This is a genomic window from Lacticaseibacillus salsurivasis (genome assembly GCF_036246225.1).
Taxonomy (GTDB): Bacteria; Bacillota; Bacilli; order Lactobacillales; family Lactobacillaceae; genus Lacticaseibacillus; species Lacticaseibacillus salsurivasis.
This window is the reverse complement of record NZ_BTTP01000013.1, coordinates 1-18878: the sequence shown is the minus strand read 5'-3', so window position 1 is coordinate 18878 and position 18878 is coordinate 1. Positions and strand designations below refer to the sequence as shown.

Annotated in this window: 17 protein-coding genes; 4 read left to right on the top strand and 13 right to left on the bottom strand. The window is 54.7% G+C overall.

What is annotated here, in order from left to right:
• Positions 1-28: 28 nt before the first annotated feature.
• Positions 29-391, top strand: coding sequence for a DUF4828 domain-containing protein (locus tag AAA927_RS09225; protein WP_338217602.1), 363 nt, complete (start codon positions 29-31; stop codon positions 389-391).
• A 56-nt stretch (positions 392-447) separates the two neighbouring features.
• On the opposite strand, the gene AAA927_RS09220 is transcribed toward AAA927_RS09225, so the two are convergent.
• Both AAA927_RS09220 and AAA927_RS09215 read right to left on the bottom strand, forming a co-directional pair.
• The gene (locus tag AAA927_RS09220) at positions 448-804 is read right to left on the bottom strand and encodes a YxeA family protein (protein ID WP_338217601.1); all 357 of its coding nucleotides are present in this window, start codon (positions 802-804) and stop codon (positions 448-450) included.
• A gap of 81 nt (positions 805-885) precedes the next feature.
• Complete coding sequence (locus tag AAA927_RS09215; RefSeq protein ID WP_338217600.1) at positions 886-1611, bottom strand: GH25 family lysozyme; 726 nt, start codon at positions 1609-1611, stop codon at positions 886-888.
• A 178-nt stretch (positions 1612-1789) separates the two neighbouring features.
• On the opposite strand from AAA927_RS09215, the gene AAA927_RS09210 reads away from it, so the two are divergent.
• The 3 genes from AAA927_RS09210 to AAA927_RS09200 all read left to right on the top strand — a co-directional run bounded on the left by AAA927_RS09210 (position 1790) and on the right by AAA927_RS09200 (position 3770).
• Complete coding sequence (locus AAA927_RS09210; protein ID WP_338217599.1) at positions 1790-1981, top strand: hypothetical protein; 192 nt, start codon at positions 1790-1792, stop codon at positions 1979-1981.
• 27 nt (positions 1982-2008) lie between these two features.
• Positions 2009-2923, top strand: a complete 915-nt coding sequence (locus tag AAA927_RS09205) for an SPFH domain-containing protein (RefSeq protein WP_203632772.1) — start codon at positions 2009-2011, stop codon at positions 2921-2923.
• Positions 2924-3050: 127 nt separating this feature from the next.
• Positions 3051-3770 carry a glycosyltransferase family 2 protein gene (locus AAA927_RS09200; protein ID WP_338217598.1) on the top strand — a complete coding sequence of 240 codons (720 nt, stop codon included), beginning with the start codon at positions 3051-3053 and terminating at the stop codon, positions 3768-3770.
• Positions 3771-3868: 98 nt separating this feature from the next.
• On the opposite strand, the gene rlmD is transcribed toward AAA927_RS09200, so the two are convergent.
• The 11 genes from rlmD to AAA927_RS09145 all read right to left on the bottom strand — a co-directional run bounded on the left by rlmD (position 3869) and on the right by AAA927_RS09145 (position 18540).
• Positions 3869-5236: a 23S rRNA (uracil(1939)-C(5))-methyltransferase RlmD gene (rlmD, locus tag AAA927_RS09195; protein WP_338217597.1), complete on the bottom strand. Its 1368-nt coding sequence runs from the start codon at positions 5234-5236 to the stop codon at positions 3869-3871.
• 122 nt (positions 5237-5358) lie between these two features.
• Positions 5359-6378, bottom strand: coding sequence for a diacylglycerol kinase (locus AAA927_RS09190; RefSeq protein WP_204119603.1), 1020 nt, complete (start codon positions 6376-6378; stop codon positions 5359-5361).
• A gap of 232 nt (positions 6379-6610) precedes the next feature.
• The gene (gene gatB / locus AAA927_RS09185) at positions 6611-8041 is read right to left on the bottom strand and encodes an Asp-tRNA(Asn)/Glu-tRNA(Gln) amidotransferase subunit GatB (protein WP_338217596.1); all 1431 of its coding nucleotides are present in this window, start codon (positions 8039-8041) and stop codon (positions 6611-6613) included.
• Positions 8041-9498, bottom strand: coding sequence for an Asp-tRNA(Asn)/Glu-tRNA(Gln) amidotransferase subunit GatA (gene gatA, locus AAA927_RS09180; RefSeq protein ID WP_338217595.1), 1458 nt, complete (start codon positions 9496-9498; stop codon positions 8041-8043). Before gatA ends, gatB begins: the two co-directional genes overlap by 1 nt.
• A 2-nt stretch (positions 9499-9500) precedes the next feature.
• A complete protein-coding gene (gene gatC / locus AAA927_RS09175; protein ID WP_203632755.1) occupies positions 9501-9797 on the bottom strand; it encodes an Asp-tRNA(Asn)/Glu-tRNA(Gln) amidotransferase subunit GatC in 297 nt (98 codons plus the stop codon).
• 137 nt (positions 9798-9934) lie between these two features.
• Positions 9935-11083 (bottom strand): CamS family sex pheromone protein, encoded by a 1149-nt coding sequence (locus tag AAA927_RS09170; protein ID WP_338217594.1) that lies wholly within the window; start codon positions 11081-11083, stop codon positions 9935-9937.
• Between the two features lie 15 nt (positions 11084-11098).
• Entirely contained in the window at positions 11099-13114 is a 2016-nt protein-coding gene (ligA, locus tag AAA927_RS09165) for an NAD-dependent DNA ligase LigA (protein WP_338217593.1), read from the bottom strand.
• Positions 13115-13126: 12 nt separating this feature from the next.
• Positions 13127-15367, bottom strand: coding sequence for a DNA helicase PcrA (gene pcrA, locus AAA927_RS09160; RefSeq protein WP_435891522.1), 2241 nt, complete (start codon positions 15365-15367; stop codon positions 13127-13129).
• Between the two features lie 135 nt (positions 15368-15502).
• A complete protein-coding gene (locus tag AAA927_RS09155) occupies positions 15503-17020 on the bottom strand; it encodes a DUF438 domain-containing protein (RefSeq protein WP_338217592.1) in 1518 nt (505 codons plus the stop codon).
• Positions 17013-17243 carry a DUF1858 domain-containing protein gene (locus tag AAA927_RS09150; RefSeq protein ID WP_338217591.1) on the bottom strand — a complete coding sequence of 77 codons (231 nt, stop codon included), beginning with the start codon at positions 17241-17243 and terminating at the stop codon, positions 17013-17015. The genes AAA927_RS09155 and AAA927_RS09150 overlap by 8 nt, the downstream gene beginning before the upstream one ends.
• Positions 17230-18540 carry a 3'-5' exonuclease gene (locus AAA927_RS09145; protein WP_338217590.1) on the bottom strand — a complete coding sequence of 437 codons (1311 nt, stop codon included), beginning with the start codon at positions 18538-18540 and terminating at the stop codon, positions 17230-17232. Before AAA927_RS09145 ends, AAA927_RS09150 begins: the two co-directional genes overlap by 14 nt.
• Positions 18541-18878 lie beyond the last annotated feature (338 nt).

Below are 18878 nucleotides of genomic sequence, written 5' to 3'. Positions count from 1 at the left end.
AAGCACACATCGGGGAGGGATGATGGGCATGGCGTCATTGTTCAAAAAAATGGTCAACTCAATCGAAAAAAAGGTGACGCATCGCAAAACCGCGCCCACCACACCAACCGCCGTCGAAGCGTTGGCGCTACAATACACGGGCAAATACGCTTTTTTGGACGAACTGACCAATAAAACCCACCAACTGATGATTTCCCCTGCCCTCAAGATCAAAATTGATGGTAGCACCCTTCCCGGCACGGTGACCGGCATCACCACCGATAAACTGACCTTTCTCGATCACTACGGCTACCAGCTCATCATCACCGCTGACAGCGCCGGCCCCACAACGATTTACGACGAAGCTGAAGACGCCACCTACCAAATTATCAAACCCACACCTGACAATTAAAAAATGGATGACCCGCGTTGTGCGAATCATCCATTTTTAGTTGCGGTTGCAACCATTTATTCAAGATTAGTTTGGGCCTGTTTGGGTACATCCACGCCGTCGACGGCTTCCCAGCTCGTGACCCCTTTTTTCGTGTTGTAGACCAGTTTAAGATAAGCCCCGCGGCGCAGCGGCCGGGATTTGTTGGCATTAAAGGTCAGGGCTTGGCTCTTGCCTTTGTCATCGTAACCCGTCAGCTCATAGCGATAATCGGCATAAACATTGCCGGCTTTGTCCCGTTGGTTGATTTTCGTACCGGCGGTGGTGATTTTCGTGTAGTAGGTCGTGCCACCATAGTTGGTCACTTCATACCATTTGAAACCGCCAAAGGCCAAGGCCACAATCAATACCAACGCAATCAAGAATTTTTTCATCGTTATCTCACCTCACCCATGATTATCGCAGGGTTGACCTTTGGCAACCATCGATTCGGCGAACAGTGAGTGACAATTCTGTTAGTTGGTCAGCTGCGCTTTAAAGGCCTGTGTTGTGGCCAAATACGCCACCGCCGTGTAATCTGTTCCGGCGGCTTTCAAAGTGCCGCTTTGCCAGTACTGAACCTGCTTGCCGGGATGGCCACCAATTTGCCAGCGCGGCGCTGAAGCAGCCACGTCAGTCAAATCAGCCAGCACCTGCTTGCTCCCCATCAGAATAAACGGATGCGTGGTGTAGCGCTGCAGCTCCACGATAAAGGCGCGGACCTTCGCCGCCACGACGGCTTTTTTCGGTGGCTTATTCGCGTACTGCCCATAGAAAGCGACCTGAATGCCGATGGGCAAGGTCCCTAGATTTTTTCCGACTTTGGTGGCAAAGTACCGCGCCTGGGCGGCAGGATCGCTGTCAAAGCTGAAGTAATGGTAAACGCCCACGGCTAACCCGCTGCCGGTCGCCTGCTCGTAGTTCGTGCTGTAAGTGTCATCGAAAAAGCTGGCGCCTTGCGTCCCTTTGAGATACACAAAGCGCAAGCCCTCGCTTTGGAGCGCCTGGAAATCGGCGTTACCATCGCTTTGACTGACCATTACGCCGCGCACCGCATAAGCAGCCACGCCGGTGCGCCGCTGGCTCCACAGCCAGCCGCCCAGGCCCGCCGCTGCCAGCAAGGCGATGACTGCGGCCACAAGCAGCCAGCGGCGCCGCTTGCGGTAGGTATTTGAATAGATGGGACGTTTTCGTCTCGGCACCGTGAAGGTCTCCTTTCATCAAATCGGTGATTGCATAAAGTTTATTATACCTAAGCCACCCGCTAATGGCATTCTTCCTGTAAAATAAACAGTGCATAGCGCAATTAATCAGTCCAAAGGCTGATTAACTCCTGTCCAAACTCGCTATGATATGGACATCAGCAGTAAGGAGGAGAATATGTTAGATGAACGGCTGATTGGCACTACCTTCACCCTGACTCAAGATGGGCCAGGCGATGTTGCGCTTTATGGCATTCATTATCATTACCACGTGTTAGACCAAGCCAAACGCGGCGATCTGGTGGTCGTCGTCCGGGCAGAGGCGTTGGGGCTGAGCGTGCGTAAGGCAAGCGAAACGTTAGTGTTTTGACCTGCCACACATAAGGAGGAATTAAAAATGGTTAGTATCATTATTTGGGCAATTGTTTTAATTGTAGTTATCTTATTTGTGATTATGTTGTTCTCCAGCGTGGCCATTATCCACACTGGTGAAGTCGGCATTGTGGAACGCTTAGGGAAATACGTGCAAACGTTGGAACCAGGTTTTCACGTGGTGCCACCATTCATCTATCGCATCACTGAGATTGTGAACATGAAGCAAATTCCTTTGAAGGTCGACGAACAGGAAGTGATCACCAAAGATAACGTCGTGGTGCGCATTTCCGAAACCTTGAAGTATCATATCACCGACGTTAACGCCTATGTTTACCAAAACAAAGACTCCGTGCTGTCTATGGTACAAGATACCCGCGCCAACTTGCGCGGCATCATCGGGAACATGGATCTGAATGATGTGCTGAATGGTACCGAAACGATTAACCAAACCCTGTTCCAGCAAATCGCCACCACCACCGCCGGCTACGGTCTGAACGTCGATCGCGTTAATATCGACTCCATCCAGGTGGACAAAACGATTCAGGAATCCATGAACAAACTGCTGCGCGCTTCCCGGGAAAAGGAAGCCAACATCATGGAAGCAGAAGGCTTGAAGCAAGCCGCCATCGCCAAAGCTGAAGGGGAAAAGCAATCTGATATCCTGCACGCGCAAGCCAGCAAGGAAACCCAGATTTTGGACGCGCAAGGGAAAGCCGAAAGCCAGCGTCTGATTGCCGAAGCGGTCCGCGATCAAATCAACTCCATCAACGAAGGGTTGGAAAACCACGGCGAACTGTATCTCACTTACAAGAACGTCGAAGCGCTTGAAGCTTTGGCCAAAGGTGATGCCAATACCGTCGTGATGCCAAGTACCGCCATCGATTCATTGGGTCAAATTCCAGCGGTTGGCAAACTGCTCAAACAAGAAAGCAAATAGTCCTACTCAGGACGACACAGCCCGCCAGCATCCGATTCAATCGAATGCTGGCGGGCTGTTTTGGGCTTTGAAGCAAATGAGTTGACCGCGGCCACTTAGTTTGGATAATAACGGCGAGGTGATCAAGATGACAACAACGCTAACGCTCATTATTCCGACGTACAATCTCGGCAGCTATTTTGCCGGCATGTTAGGCGCCTTGCAGCGCCAAACCCGGCCATTTGACCTATGGCTGGTCGATGATGGCTCAACGGACGGCACCGCCAACCAAGCGGCGGCCTTCACCCGCGGCATCCCCAATTTTCATCATTTCGCTTTTTCTGTGCATCAAGGCGTGTCGGTAGCGCGTAATTATGGGCTGGCCCGCGCGACGACAGAGGCGGTCGCCTTTATTGATGGCGATGATTTGATTGCTGACGACTTTGTGCAAGCGCTGGCAACCGCCATGGTGCCAGCCGTCAACGCGGTGGCGGTCGGTTACCGCTGGTTCCGCACCCCGCCACTGGCCACAGGTGAGCAGCGCCTTGATCAAGTCGCCATGTTCGAGCAGGTCAGCCATCACGGTACGGCCATCGGCGGCTATGTCTGGAACAAGGCGTTTCGCCGCGCCGCCATTACCGCGGCCAACTTGCAGTTCGACCCCACCTTGCAACTGGCGGAAGATTACTGGTTCACCGCCAGCTTTGTTGCACGAACCCCAGGGCCATATGTGTACTTGCCGGCCGTGCGGTACACCAAAAGAAATCGCCCTAACAGCACCATTCACCGCGCCGGTTTTCAAGCTCGGGCCCAGGAGGACGCCGTGTTTGAACGGATTCGCCAGCTCCGGGCTGGGCTGGCTCAGTGATCTGAATCAGCCTCCACTTTGCCTAGCAGGAACAGCGGTCCAGCCCAAGCAAATTGCGCCACGAAAAAAGTCGCTCGAGTTGAGCGGCTTTTGTGGTTTTAATTGGCATTCAAAGTTAATGCCGTCACGCTTTCAATACTGGTCGTTTGCGGGAACATGTCCACCGGCTGGGTCTGGGTGGCCTGGTAACCAAAGGCGGCTAGCGCCTTCAAATCCCGCGCCAGGGTGGCCGGATTGCAGGACACGTAAACCATCTTCGGTGGCAACAGCACGCCTACCGCGTCGATGAATTCCTTGGCCAGACCCTTGCGCGGCGGATCAACCATCAGCACATCCGCCGGCAACTGCTGGTCGCGCCAAGTCTGCATCACATCCTCAGCTTTACCGACTTCAAAGGTGGCATTGTCAATGCCGTTCAGCCGCGCGTTTTGGCGCGCATCCGCAACTGCTTCGGGTACGATTTCCACCCCATACACATGTTTAGCATGCTTGGCCATCGCTAACGAAATCGTCCCAATGCCGGAATAAGCATCAATCACGGTTTCCTTCCCCGTTAACCCCGCAGCTTCAATCGCCTTGGTGTAAAGCACCTCGGTTTGCAGCGGATTGACCTGATAAAAACTGAGCGGCGAAATCTGGAAGGTATTGCCAAGGAGCTGATCAGTCAGGTAGCTGCGCCCAGCCAGCAGCCGAGTTTTACGGCCCATAATCACATTGGTCCGCTTATCATTCAAGTTCAGCATGATGCTGGTCACTTCTGGGAGTGCCGCCTGAATGCCAGCCACCAAATCATCTTGATGCGGCAAGGCCCAGGTGGTCACCACCAGCACAATCATCATCTCGTGGGAGAAATAGCCACGGCGCACCATGATGTGGCGCACCAGGCCGGTGTTTTTGGCCTCATCATAGCCGGTCAAGCCATACTGCCGGAGCAGGTCGCGCACCACCACCACGGCCGCGTCGATTTTCGGATCCTGAATATAAAAATCTTCCAGGGGCACGAGGTCATGACTACGACGCTTGAAAAAGCCCGTGGTCGCCTGACCGCTCACCTGGCGCACCGGAATCTGGGCTTTGTTGCGATACCCCTTCGGCTCTGCCATGCCTAATGTTGGCAACACTGGTACCGCCAGATTCTGCTTTTGATACAACTCTTCAATTTGATGTTGCTTGAATTTGAGCTGCGCCGGGTAAGCCAAATGCTGCAACGGCGCGATTCCGGTTTGGGTGTAGGCTTTGTCCACTGGTACTTGCCGATCTGGCGAGGCTTTGAGCAGCTTCACCAGCTTGGCAAAGCCGTACTGTTTCTCCACTTTCAGCACATGGACCTGCACTTCTTCGCCAGGCAGCGCATTTTCGATAAAGAGCGGGAAGCCGTCGACTTTGGCCACCCCCATCCCCTCATATGTTAAATCCAAAATTGTCACGGTTAGTTCTTGATTTTTGACCACTGGTGCTTTAGCCACAGGGCACTCCTTTCGCCGCAATGCGGCAGACGCGAAAATAACTCCACCCACTTTACCAAAGAACGTCGTGGGATACAACCGCACCAAAACGCCCGCCGGCAGATGCCAAGCGGGCGCAATGATTATTCTCCCTTGGCGATTTTACCATCGCCATTAATGTCTTGATGGGAAATATGTTCGACTTCCTCAACATAATCTTCGGTGACGACATCAGGGTCCAAGTTCTTCTTAGGAATTTCATCCACATTGGCAAAAATCTCCATGTGCTGCTTGAGATTTTTGAAGGTCATCGGGGCATTGCCGCCGAATTCTCCGTCCAAGTTGATTTTCATCTCCTGGCCATCGGTGCGCTTGGCCACAAGCTTGGAGGTCTTGGTGTAAATGACATTGCTATCATCCGTGTGACGTCCGCCGTTCAGGACCTTGCCTATCAGCACCAGGAAGTCGGCGAAGTTACCGGTTTTCACCACAATCAGCGAAAACTTGCCATCCCCCATGCTGGAGTCAGGCACAATTTGCTCGAAGCCGCCCACACTGTTCGTCATCGCTAGCAGGAACATGCTCGCCGGCCCATCGTACACGCCATCATCGAACTCCAGATGCATCGGCACCGATTGCACCGCTGGCAACATTTCGGCGCCTTTGACGACATAGGCAAAGTAGCCAAAAATCGACTTGAATTCCGATGGCACCTGGTACGTCAGCTCGGTGAGCAACCCCCCAGCAGCGATATTCATGAAGTAATGGTCATTGGCTTGGCCAATATCCATGCGCAGCGTCTGCCCCTTCAAAATCAGTTTGGCCGCCGCCACCGGATCTTCCCGCGGAATGCGCAGTGCCCGGGCGTAGTCGTTAGTTGTCCCCGCGGGAATGATGGCCAGCTTGGGGCGATGCCGATGCGGCGCAATACCGTTGACGACTTCGTTAATCGTCCCATCGCCACCCGCACCAACAATCAGGTCAAAGCCGTCCTTGGTGGCGCGGCTCGCCTCTTTTTTGGCGGAAAATGGTTTTGGGGTCGTCTGAAACGCCGACGCTTCATAACCCGCCTGCTCCATGACGTCTAATATGTCCGCCACATAGCGGCGCATGCCTTCGTTCCCGCTGGTTGGGTTATAAATCAAACGTGCGCGTGGTCGCATGTTCTTGCCTCCTGTGATGAAATGGATGGAGATAAATGAAGAGGAAAAATCGAAACTAAGCTGGCTGTCGGGCTAAGTACGCCTTTGTTCGCAGCCTGTTGTAGTTGCGCTCCGGGTGGCTAACGCCTGAACAGCTAGCTACGCACTGGCCCTCACCGGCAAAGTACGCCGGTAATGCCCAGTGCTAGGCTACCTGTCAGGCTAAAACCAGCCACCCTCCGCAGCCTGTTGCCTACCGCTTTTTAATTTCGCTCATCAAAATCTGGTTAACGACTTTCGGGTTTGCTTTACCGTGTGTTTGCTTCATGATTTGGCCGACCAGGAAGCCGATGGCACGGTCTTTACCGTTCTTGAAGTCTTCGATACTTTGCGCATTGTCGTCCAAGATACCGTCGATAATTGGGGTGAGCTTGGCTGGGTCAGAAAGTTGGACCATGCCTTTTTCTTCAACCCAAGCTTTAGGATCGGTGTCGTTCTTGATAATTTCTTGAAAGACCTTCTTGGCGATTTTACTGGAAATGGTGCCGTCTGCGATCAGCTTGATCATTTCCGCCAAGTGCGCTGGCGTCAGGGCCACGTCCTTAAGTTCCAAGTGTTCGGCGTTCAGGTAACCAGACACTTCGCCCATCAGCCAGTTTGAGGCCTGCTTAGGATCAGCGCCGGCCGCGACAGTGGCTTCAAAGAAGTTGGCCATTTCCATGGTCAAGGTCAAGACGCCGGCGTCATAAGCCGGGATGCCCCATTCGTTGATGTAACGGGCGCGGCGCTTGGCTGGTGCTTCTGGCAACTTGGCCGTCACGTCATCGATCCAGGCTTGAGAAACGTAGACGGGCGGCAGGTCTGGTTCTGGGAAGTAGCGGTAATCATCCGCGCCTTCCTTGACCCGCATCAAAATAGTTTCCTTCTTGGCTGGATCCCAGCGCCGGGTTTCCTGCCGGACCTGACCGCCTGCCATCAGCACTTGGACCTGCCGCTTTTGTTCAAAGGCCAGGCCGTCGCGCACGTGGTTAAAGGAGTTCAGGTTCTTGATTTCGGTTTTGACCCCAAAACCAGTGGCGCCAATCGGCCGCACCGACAAGTTGGTGTCCACCCGCATGGAACCTTCTTCCATCTTCACGTCGGAAGCGCCGGTGAACTGCACGATTTGGCGGAGCTGTTCCAGATACTGGTAGGCTTCTTCGGGACTAGCGATGTCGGGTTCAGACACGATTTCAACCAGCGGGGTGCCCTGCCGGTTCAAGTCGACGTAGGAATAACCATCGTCTTCGTGTTGGTTTTTCCCGGCGTCTTCTTCGACGTGGAGTTCGTGAATGCCGATTTTTTTCTTTTTCCCATCGACTTCGATTTCAATCCAGCCGTTGGTGGCCAGTGGGGTTTCACTTTGCGTGATCTGGTAGGCCTTCGGGTTATCAGGATAGAAATAGTTCTTCCGGTCAAAATGGGTGTGCCGAGTGATGTCAGCATGCAGCGCAATGGCGACCATCATGCCGTAGCTGTACGCGCCTTTGTTGACGGTTGGCAGCGTTCCGGGGAAGCCCCAGTCGATCACGTTGGTATTGATGTTGGGTTCAGCCCCGTAAGACACTGGCGTTGGGGAGTACATTTTGGAATTGGTTTTCAGCTCAACGTGGACCTCAAGCCCAATGGTGGTTTCAAAATTCATTAGTTCGCACCTCCTGGGATTTGGTCAACATAATCATTTGCCTGTTCAAAGGCATCCGCCGCTTGCAGCAAGGTTGCTTCATCGAACTGCTTGCCGATCAGCTGCAGTCCCACTGGCATGCCATCCACAAAGCCAGCCGGCACGGAAACCGCTGGCAGACCAGCCAAGTTGACCGGAATGGTCAGGATATCATTCATGTACATGGTCAAAGGATCGGTAACTTTTTCACCAATCTTGAAGGCAGGCGTTGGCGTCGTTGGTGCAATAATGAAGTCATAGTCGGCAAAGACTTGATCAAAGTCGCGGGAGATCAACGTCCGTACTTGCGCCGCCTTCTTGAAGTAGGCGTCATAGAACCCAGCGGACAAACTGAAGGTCCCTAGCATGATGCGGCGCTTGACTTCTGGGCCGAAGCCTTCAGAGCGCGAACGCACGTAGACATCTTCCAAGTTCTTCACATCTTCAGCGCGGAAGCCGTACCGAATCCCGTCGAACCGTTGCAAATTCGAGGAAGCTTCAGAGCTGGCGATAATGTAGTACGCGGCCACGGCATATTTGGTGTGCGGCAGCGACACGGTTTCAACAGTTGCCCCCAGCGCGCGGAATTGATCAGCGGCTTTTTGCACTTGCGCCGCCACCGCCGGATCGACCCCCTCGCCAAGGTATTCACTCGGCAGACCAATCTTCATGCCTTTGATGGATTGGCCCAGTTTGGCCGTGTAATCCGGCACTGGAATATCGGCGGTGGTGGCATCTTTGTCATCATGGCCGGCAATCACATTCAAGGTCAAAGCCGCATCTTTCACCGTGCGGGTCAACGAGCCCACCACGTCTAGGCTCGAGGCAAAGGCAATCACGCCCCAGCGCGAAACCCGGCCATAAGTTGGCTTGAGCCCGACAATGCCGTTAAAGGCCGCCGGCTGGCGAATTGAACCGCCAGTATCGGTACCCAACGCCATCGGCACTTGGCCTGATGCCACGGCTGCCGCGGAGCCACCTGAGGAACCACCAGGCACGCGGGTGTAATCCCACGCGTTTTTGGTCGTTTGGAAGGCGGAGTTTTCCGTCGAGGACCCCATGGCAAATTCGTCCAAGTTCAGCTTACCCGCCGTAATCGCGCCGGCAGCATGCAACTTGTCCACCACCGTCGCGTTGTAGATGGGCATAAAGTTGCCTAAAATCTTGGACGCAGCCGTGGTTTTCAGGTCTTTGGTGACAATGTTGTCTTTGATGCCCACTGGTACGCCGGCAAAAATCTGGTCAGCCGGAATGCCGGCTTCATCGATCGCTGCGGCTTGTTTCGTGGCAGTTTCCTGGTTCAAGGTCAAAAAGGCTTGAACGTCAGCGTCCACTTGCTCAATGTTAGCAAAAGTGGCCTTCAGCAAGCTGCTGGCGGTTTGGCTACCATTGACCAGTGCTTCATGCACTGAGGTGAGATCTTGCTTCAAATAAGTCACGCTTAGTCGTCCTCCTTGTCAATGATGGATGGCACTTGGATTAAGGTCCCCTTCTTGGTTGGGACGTTTTCCAGCAAGTCGTCAATCTTAGTGTCGTTGTGCGCCACATCTTCACGCATCACGTTTTCAAGGTGGATGCTTTGCGTCGTCACTGGCACGTCAGTCGTATCAACGGTTTCCAGCTGCGCGACCATGTTCAAAATCTCATCCAGCTGATTGGTGTATTGCTGCAATTCATCGTCGGTAAAAGCCAACTTGGCCAGTCCGGCAACATGGGCAACACTCTCTTTTGAAATCATGTTCTCCCTACCTTCTTCAGTGCGGTTTGACCGCACAATTATTCAACTTAGTTTACCATACCCACCGGCAGTGCGGGCACGCCGGCTGGGATTTATGGCCTGGCCCACAAAAAAACCAGGTCGCCCTGGCTTTTTGTTTAGTAGCTACCAAAGACATGAGTGTAGAAGTCTTTGCTGCTGCTTTCCCGCGAGACAAACGCCTGGATGCCTTGGGTGGATTGAATCGTAATTTCGATTTTGACCCCGCTTGGCAGGTACTTGCTGGCGGCGTTCGCCACGTATTGCGTGAAGCTGTTGAGCTCTGTGGCCCCATAGAACTGGGTGTTAATGGTGATGTTCAGCCCCGTCAAAGCGTTATCGCTGTAATGCGCCTGCGCCGTCACCCCAGCCAAGGTCGGGAAGAAGTTCTCAACATTCGTGGTGAAGTTGTCAAAATCCGTCGACACGGTTTTGTTGATGGGCTTTTTGTTGTCTACCGTCGGCAAGACTTCGTTTTGCTGGTTAACTGGCGTCCAATCCGCCACGTCAGTCCCAGACTTGGAGACCACATAGTCAAAATACGTGCCGCCGACGAGTGAATCCGACCCGGCGAGCTTGTACAAGGCAATCACGATTGGGGTATCGTTGTTCACACCGCTCATTTTCCGCACTCGCGCCACCACTTCTTTGGCCATGGCTTTACCTTGGGTCGTCATGTCCGCATCGCTGATATGCGTGGTGTAAGTAGCACCATACTTTTCTTTCTGGTAGTAGTCGTCAGCGTTCATGCCAAGGGCAATCGCCACCCCGCCTAAGCTCATATTACTACCAGATTGGGTCATGTAATCCTGCTCCACCATGGTTTCCAGGTACATCGGGTTGCGGTCGGTTTCCCCTGTTTTGCCGTTGTCCTTGGGATTCAGACCTTGGCTGTCGTCACTTTTACGCGCGAGCCATTTTTTGGCGGTGCTGGTGGAAATCAGCTGGCCTTCCTCGAACACATACTTACTGGTTGAGAACTGCTTTTTAGCGATGTCCTGCAAGCCATTTTCCATGCTCTTGATGTTGAAGCTATTGCCGCCTTGTTGATTGGTGGACAGTTGCAGCCCCCGGGCACTGGAAGTCTTATAGCGACCATTTTGAATGACGCCTTCGTACATCCCGGAATCCACCGTGCCGGTGGTGGTGTAGCCTTTGCTGGAGCCGCTGGTACTGCTGCCGCTGCCAGAGTCGAAGCTCAGCTTGCCGCAAGCGGCTAAGCTGATGGCGGCGACGAGGATCAAGGCCGCTGTGAGTGCTTTTTTCATGTCAAATGCCTCGCTTTAAAGTTTCGTCAAAAGTTCTTGCTCCGCCATCACTGGCACTTCGAGCTTAGTGGCCTTGGCCAGTTTGCTACCAGCCGCCTCCCCAGCCACCAGCAGGTCCGTCTTCTTGGACACGGAACCGGTGACTTTGGCGCCCAGCGCCTGCAACTTGGTGGTGAGCTCTGGCCGGGAAAATTCACTGAACTTACCAGTGATGACCACCGTCTTGCCTGAGAAAAAGCTGTCGGTGGCCGCCGGCGCCGCACCGCGGTAGGCCAGATTCACGCCAGCCGCTTGGAACGCCGCAATCAGCTCCTGCGCCTGCTCGCGCTGGAAGTAGGTCGTGACGCTGTCCGCAATGGTCGGACCAATGCCATCGATGCCAGCCACGGTTTCCGCGTCGGCTTGCATCAAATGAGCCAAATCGCCGAAATGGGCGGCCAACAGCTGCGCCGCTTTGCCGCCAACATGGCGGATGCCTAAACCAAATAGTAGCCGTTCCACGGAGTTCTGCCGACTGTTATCAATGGCCTTTAACAAATTGTTAATCGACTTTTCTTTGAACTTATCCAGTTGACTTAAATCGGCGGCGGTTAAATGATACAAATCCGCCACATCTTTGACCAGGTGTTTAGCCTGCAGTTGCGCGATAATTTTGGGCCCGAGGCCGTCAATGTTCATCGCGTTGCGGGAGGCAAAATGAGTCAGCTGTTCTTGAACCTGCGCCGGGCACATCGGGTTGATGCAGCGCAGCGCCACTTCTTCATCCAAATGCACCAACGCTTCGCCGCAAGAAGGACAAGCGGTCGGAATCGGCGCCGGCTGACTGTCCGCCGGCCGTTTGCTCAACACCACCTCTGACACTTCCGGAATGATATCGCCGGCTTTGTGCAGCAGCACCGTATCGCCGATGCGAATATCCTTCTCGGCGATCAAATCGGCATTATGCAGGCTCGCCCGCGCCACCGTCGTCCCAGCCAAACTCACCGGATCCATCACCGCCGTGGGGGTCACCACGCCGGTGCGGCCGATGGTCCATTCAATGTCGCGCACCACGGTTTCGGCTTGCTCCGGCGGGAATTTGTACGCAATTTCCCACCGCGGGACTTTCACGGTGTTGCCGAGTTGCGCTTGCAGCGGCAAGCTGTTCACCTTCACCACAATGCCGTCGATGCCGTAGGGTAAATGGTCGCGGTCGGCGGTTTGGGTGGTGATGTAATCATCCATCGCAGCCAAATCCGCGGTGCGTATCGATGAAGGATTCGTCGCAAAGCCCAAATCAGCCATGAAGGCAATGGCGTCGTGTTGTGTGGTGATCCCGTAACGTTCTGGCTCAACCAAGGTATACAAGAACGTGGCCAGCTGGCGGTCGGCCGTGACTTTGGCATCCAGCTGGCGCAGGCTCCCCGCCGCCGCGTTCCGGGGATTGGCAAATGGCGCCAACCCCTCGGCTTCGCGCCGGGCGTTGAGTTTGGCAAACGCCGCTTTGGGCATGTAGCATTCACCGCGCACTTCGAGGTCCAAGGGCTGTTTAAGCTGGTGCGGAATATCAGGTATCGTCAGGACATTAGCGGTCACATCTTCCCCGACGTTCCCGTCGCCGCGAGTGGAGCCTTGCACCAGCTTGCCTTGCTCATAAACTAAGGACAGGGACAAGCCATCGATTTTCAACTCCACATTGTAATCCACGGTTTCGCTCACCCCGGCTTCCAAGCGCTCGGCCCATGCCTGCAGCTCTGCAAGGGAAAAGACATCCCCCATCGAGAGCATGGGAATCGGATGCGGTACCTTGGTGAAATCAGGTGAAATGACATCCCCCACGGCTTGGGTGGGCGAATCGCTTTGAATCAAATCGGGAAAAGCCGCTTCAAATTCCTGCAGGCGCCGATAGGTTTGGTCGTACCGCGAATCTTCCACGCTCGGCGCATCATTCGTGTAGTATTCACGCCGCCAGCCGTTCAGCTGTTTGACCAGCTGCGCGACTTCAGTTTGCGCGGCGGCATGCGTGTAGTCGCTGATTGCCTGCTCTGCCATGTTGGGACCTCCTTAATCGGTTTGCTTCACAATCGGGGCAAAGGCGGCCAGTAGCCGCTTCACACCCATGTCTGGGAACGCAATATCAAGTTCTTGATCATCACCGGTGCCGGAAACTTTGACAATCGTGCCAATGCCCCACTTCTTGTGCGCGGCTTTGTCGCCCACCGCCCAAGTGGTTTTACCGGCCGCGGATTGCGGCGCGGCCACCACATGGGCTTTGGTGCCTTGCGGATGCCGGCTGAAGGTTGGTGTGACCGCACGCTGGGTCCGGTTCAAGAACGGGATATCAGACTTCGGTGCCGCTTGGCCGGTGGTGGCCAGCAATTCCGGTTCAATTTCGTCAATAAAGCGGCTTTGCGGATTGTTTTGACGCTGACCATACAGCATGCGGGCATAGGCGTTACTGATATACAGCTTATTCTTGGCCCGGGTGATGCCGACGTAAGCCAGCCGCCGTTCTTCTTCCATTTCACTTTCGTTCATGGCTGAGCGGCTCAGCGGGAACAACCCTTCTTCCATGCCGACCAAAAAGACCACTGGGAATTCTAGGCCTTTGGCAGCGTGCAGCGTCATTAACGTCACTTCTTGGGCGTCTTCTTCGATGTCGTCTTGATCGGACACCAAGGCCAAATCGGCGATGAAGTCGACGAACAAATCGCTTTGCTCATCTTCGGGTTCATAACGGGCATCAAATTGCTGGGTCACTGAAAGCAATTCCTGCAAGTTTTCGATGCGGGTATCCGCCTCAACCGTGCCGGCATTTTTCAGCTGCGGCAGGTAGCCGGTATCATCCAGAATGCCTTCCATCAGCTCGGTAACACTGCCACTAGCGCGTTTGTCCGCCAGCTTGGCAATCGTCTCGCCAAAGGCCGCCAGACTGGTCCGCGCCTTGCCTGACACCTGGGAGAGTTCAGCGTTTTGCGCCGCTTCCAGCAGCGACCAGCCGTTTTGGTTGGCAAAAGCCTGCAGTTTCTCCAGCGACGTGGCGCCAATGCCGCGCTTAGGCTCATTAACAATCCGATTGAACGACATGTCGTCATCCGGATTGATGACCAAGCGGAAGTACGCCAACGCATCGCGAATTTCCTTGCGGTCGTAGAACTTGTGGCCACCCACCATCTTGTAAGGAATGTTACTTTTGACGAAGGCTTCTTCAATCGCCCGGGACTGGGCGTTGGTACGGTACAAAATCGCAAAATCGCCGTAGCGCCGGTGGTGGTCCGCCATTTCGCCTTCGATGGTTTTGATGACGAAGTACGCTTCATCCAGCTCGCTTTGCGCCCGATAGTAGGTGATCTTGTCGCCGGTTTTATTTTCCGTCCACAGCGTTTTGACCTGGCGCTTTTTGTTGTTTTTGATCACATCATTGGCGGCTTGCAAAATGGTTTTGGTCGAACGGTAATTTTGTTCGAGCATGACCACCTGGGCATCCGGATAATCCTTCTGGAAGTCCAGAATGTTTTGCATGTTCGCCCCACGCCAGCCGTAGATACTCTGATCGGCATCCCCGACCACGCAGAGGTTGCGATAGTCATCCGCCAGCATGTGCACCAGCTGATATTGCGCCTCGTTGGTATCCTGATACTCATCGACATGAATGTATTGGAACTTGCGTTGATAGAATTCAAGCGTTGCCGGTTCCTGCTTGAACAACAGAATGGTTTGCATGATTAAATCATCGAAATCCAGTGCCTGATCGGACCGTAGCCGTTTCTGGTATTCGGCGTACACGCTGGCGGTCACCTGTTCGAACGGAGACGCCGCCGCTTTGGCGTAATCTTCCGGCGTTTGCAGGTCATTTTTGGCATTGGAAATCGTACTCAGCAAAGCTTTCGGGTCGTAACGCTTCGGGTCCAGATTCAAATCAGCCAGAATGTGCTTCACCAACGTTTTCTGCTCAGCAGGATCAGCGATGGTGAAAGCACGGTTCATGCCTAACTTCTCAATGTCGCGGCGTAAAATCCGCACACACAGCGCATGGAAGGTTGAAACCCAGACATCCCGGGCCAGCTCCGGATCTAGCAATTTACCGACCCGTTCCTTCATTTCTCGCGCCGCTTTGTTGGTGAAAGTAATGGCCAAAATGCGCCAGGGGTTAATCCCCTTGTCTTCGATCAAATACGCGATCCGATGCGTCAGCACCCGAGTTTTCCCGGAGCCAGCGCCGGCCATGATCAAAAGCGGGCCTTCGGTGGCTAACACCGCCTCGGATTGTTTGTCATTCATGCCTTGCAGTAGGGCTGTTGCCATAATATCGTCCTTTCACCGGTGCATAATCTTGTTTCATTGTACCAGAAACACGCGTTCGATTACAGCCGCTCGGCCGCATAAAAACGGCTTCACACCGGCTTTTGGCCGTGGTGAAGCCGTTTATTTTTTGCTGGGTTACAGTCGCTTTTCCCCTTCCAAGGCGCGAATGTCGGTCACATCTTGATTGACCTCTAGGCACCCCAGGTAGTCGCCGGCAGGGTTGTGAATGGCGAAGTAGCGAATGTACAACATGCGGTCCCGGAAGTGAATCCAGAAATCGGCATGGTCTGCCTTGCCGCTATGGAAATCGGCCAAAATCGCTTTGACCTTGTCCACGGACTTCGGCGGGTGGCAATCCACCACCAAACGGCCAATCACGGCCGTCGTGCGCGGAAAGACCCGGTGGCCGTTATCTGAGAACCAGCGCACGGTATCAGTGGCATCGACGAAAGTCAGATCCACTGGTAGCAGCCGCAGCACATTGGTCAGCTGATCGAGATCAAAACTCCCGGTCGGCAGCACCACCCGCGCCGGGTGCATGCCATCGATTTCGACCCGCCCATCAGCACTGCCAGAGGTGGCGGCGCCAAAGGCCACCGGCCCGCGGTGGCGCGGCTTTTGCACCGAAATGCGCGGGCCGTTGCTTTCGCCCGCCTCGCCTTGGCTAGCTTGCAACTTGGCCATGACTTCTGGCGGTGCCACTGGCATCGGCACGTTCTGGTGAATTTGACTCAAAATGTCGCGGTCAGTGGGTTGCGACGGCCGCTTTGAACCGAGTTGCTGGCTGGTGGCTAAGGCCTCCGCCTGGGCATTCAATTCCTGAGCGAGCTTGGACGGCTTGGGTTTTTGCTGGCGTTCTTCTTCAGTTGGCTGCCACGGCAGGGGATCGGGAATCAGGGTGTAGCCAATTGGCCCGCTTTCGGCTTGAATCATGCCCCAGTCGCTGGGGGTGAAGACCTCCAGCACCATTGGCAACATGATTTCTTCTTCCTTGAACACCATTTCATCGACTTCTTTGGCCGCTTTTTCAATCGCGGTTTCGACCTGGTACCGGTCACTGATCGGAGCGGTCACCGCGCGCTGGGCGTCCTTGATCCAGTCACGGATTTCGTCATCCACACCCCACATCACTTTCGGTGGGGCGGTAATGCCATACTTGGTCATCAACGGAAAAATCAGGTTTTCTTTGCGCTTGTAATGGGCATCGATTTTGCCTAAATCCGCCAAGGCGTTCTGCAGCCGCTGGAGCAAAATCGCATCTTCAGTGGGGTCGGTTTTGGCGCCGGCACTGGCTTGCTGAATCCATTTCTTCAACGTCGGCAGCAGTTCATCATTGATCAGTGATTCCAGCACCACGTTTTCCAGCTTCATCACCTGCACCGGATGGCCCGGAATTTCGGCCATTGGCGTTTTCTGGTTGGTGATTTTGCCGCGGAACACCGCGGCATGGACATTACACAGGGTTTGGATTTCCATTGGGTTCAGGCCACTGGCAATCAGCTCGCGTTCGGCGCCAGTGATTTCCGCCACGTCGACCCCATCAAAGGTCTCGTCAAAGATTTGCTTGGCGGCTTCAAAGTCGCCGCCTTGGTGCAACATCTGCAGAATTTCGACAATCTTCTTTTGCCGTTCCACGGCGTTTTTTTCAGTCATGGGCCTCTACCTCAAATCCGGCTTGCGTTAGCGTCTCAATCAACTGGTTCAGCGGAATGTGCTTCATTTTGGCCCCTTTTTCCAGCGTCATGAAGCGGCCCACCGTGTTGAGTAACCCTGGTTGAGTCACCCCGTCCAACCCCATCTGCACCATGATCGGCACAATATCGGGATGGGCCGCCACCAAATCGTGGACCGGCGTAGTTAAATTAATTTTGACCATGCGGCAGTGCTCCTTTCAAACTGCGGGCAAAGACCTGCTCGAACTCCGCCACCAAAGCATCTGGCGCTACAGGGTGGCCTTCCAGGTACGCGTACAACGCGTGGGTCGTCACCGCATCATACAACGCGCCATGGGCCAGCAAACTCAGCCCCAGATAATGCCGATACCGAGTCAGGCTGACTTCCGGGGTGCCGGGCATCGGCCCCACCCGCTTGGCGAGCTGTGCGACATCGATCAGCCGCCCAGCCGTTGGATACAGGTCAAACTGCCGCCGCAGCACTGGCAGGTCGCCGCCATGCATCGAAAAACCTAGCAGCACATCGCTGCCGATAAAATCGATAAACTGGCGTGCGGCTTGATCCGCTGGCAGGCCGTAGGTTTTGAGGGTCGCCTCGTGAATACCGGTGACGCGCTGGGAATACACGTTCAAGCGGTGCTTGGCGGGGACTTTAACGAAGACATTGAAGGTGTCCACAATGTGCCCGGCGCGCACTTTCACCGCCCCGATCTCAGTGATAAACATCCCTTCATGGACATTACCGCTAGAGAACTCAAGGTCAAACACCGTGTAATCCTGCACGCTTCCTTCATGGTACAACGTCGGCTGTTCCTGGCGGACAAACGCCGGCCGCTTGGTGCGCGGAAAATGGCGCAGTTGCAGGGCCTTGGCGCGAGCTAAGACCTCTTGCTGCTGGCCCACGCCGGCGCGACCATCACGGCTCTTCTCGCCGACCACCACAGGCGTCATCGCCGCCCCTTGGAAGCCAGTGGCCCAAGGCTGGGCCATCGGTTCAAAACTCGCTTTGACCCCCGCAGTGGCCAATAGTTTTTTAGTGCTACCAGCCACCGGGCCGTAAAGCGTCGTCTGGACATTCGCCGCTTCTGGTTCCAAGCGCCATTGGTGCATGACGGCTTGGACCGCAGCGATTTGGTTGTAGACCTGGCGCACCGCGGGCCAGTCCGCCACGAGCACTGGCGGCAGCGCCGTGGGATCACGCAGCGACAAAGTGTAAGCATTGAGCAACCGCCGCAGCACCCGGTCGGCGGCTTGTTTCGGCTTAGGCGCGGTGGGCAAACAGGCCATGGCGTTGAGCGCTGGCAAAGCCGGGACGGCGTTGGGCCAGAGACAGGCCAAATTGACCATGAGGCCGGTTGCTTCATCCCAGGTGGCGACGACCTGCGCCGGCGTGCCGCCGCTGAAGGCGGCAAGCGCCGTTAAGGCTACTTTCAGGCCGGTGAGCCAATCCTCTTCTGCCAGCGGGGCTTGCACTGTTTTGATGACTGCTGCTTGATTCATTCCTCCACGCTCCATTCAGGTTCAGATTACCCAAAAAATGGGTTGAGGGCAAGTGCTGGTGAGGTGGCTTGGCCGGCCAGGCCCCCCTCCACAGAAATGGGCTGGAACGTGGTGGCCAGCGCTTTGCGATAATCCCTTTGTGGTTGTCAGATGAAATATCATAATTCATCTGATAATCATGGAGGGATTTTTGTATGCCTAGAGCCAAGTGCTCGGCAACTGAGAAACTTGCGTTGTTAGAAGAATTCTGGCGGTCCAATCTGGCCAGAGCCACCTTTGCACGACAACATCGAATTGGCAAAACCCCGTTCACTTCATGGCTTGCACGCTATGAACGT

Excerpts from the sequence above, each read along its gene's own strand:
- AAA927_RS09190 (WP_204119603.1), bottom strand. The coding sequence starts at position 6,378 with ATGCGACCACGCGCACGTTTGATTTATAACCCAACCAGCGGGAACGAA.
- gatB (WP_338217596.1), bottom strand. The coding sequence starts at position 8,041 with ATGAATTTTGAAACCACCATTGGGCTTGAGGTCCACGTTGAGCTGAAA.
- AAA927_RS09220 (WP_338217601.1), bottom strand. The coding sequence starts at position 804 with ATGAAAAAATTCTTGATTGCGTTGGTATTGATTGTGGCCTTGGCCTTT.
- AAA927_RS09150 (WP_338217591.1), bottom strand. The coding sequence starts at position 17,243 with ATGGTCAAAATTAATTTAACTACGCCGGTCCACGATTTGGTGGCGGCC.
- pcrA (WP_435891522.1), bottom strand. The coding sequence starts at position 15,367 with ATGGCAACAGCCCTACTGCAAGGCATGAATGACAAACAATCCGAGGCG.
- AAA927_RS09155 (WP_338217592.1), bottom strand. The coding sequence starts at position 17,020 with ATGACTGAAAAAAACGCCGTGGAACGGCAAAAGAAGATTGTCGAAATT.
- AAA927_RS09145 (WP_338217590.1), bottom strand. The coding sequence starts at position 18,540 with ATGAATCAAGCAGCAGTCATCAAAACAGTGCAAGCCCCGCTGGCAGAA.
- AAA927_RS09210 (WP_338217599.1), top strand. The coding sequence starts at position 1,790 with ATGTTAGATGAACGGCTGATTGGCACTACCTTCACCCTGACTCAAGAT.
- ligA (WP_338217593.1), bottom strand. The coding sequence starts at position 13,114 with ATGGCAGAGCAGGCAATCAGCGACTACACGCATGCCGCCGCGCAAACT.
- AAA927_RS09225 (WP_338217602.1), top strand. The coding sequence starts at position 29 with ATGGCGTCATTGTTCAAAAAAATGGTCAACTCAATCGAAAAAAAGGTG.
- gatC (WP_203632755.1), bottom strand. The coding sequence starts at position 9,797 with ATGATTTCAAAAGAGAGTGTTGCCCATGTTGCCGGACTGGCCAAGTTG.
- AAA927_RS09200 (WP_338217598.1), top strand. The coding sequence starts at position 3,051 with ATGACAACAACGCTAACGCTCATTATTCCGACGTACAATCTCGGCAGC.
- AAA927_RS09170 (WP_338217594.1), bottom strand. The coding sequence starts at position 11,083 with ATGAAAAAAGCACTCACAGCGGCCTTGATCCTCGTCGCCGCCATCAGC.
- AAA927_RS09205 (WP_203632772.1), top strand. The coding sequence starts at position 2,009 with ATGGTTAGTATCATTATTTGGGCAATTGTTTTAATTGTAGTTATCTTA.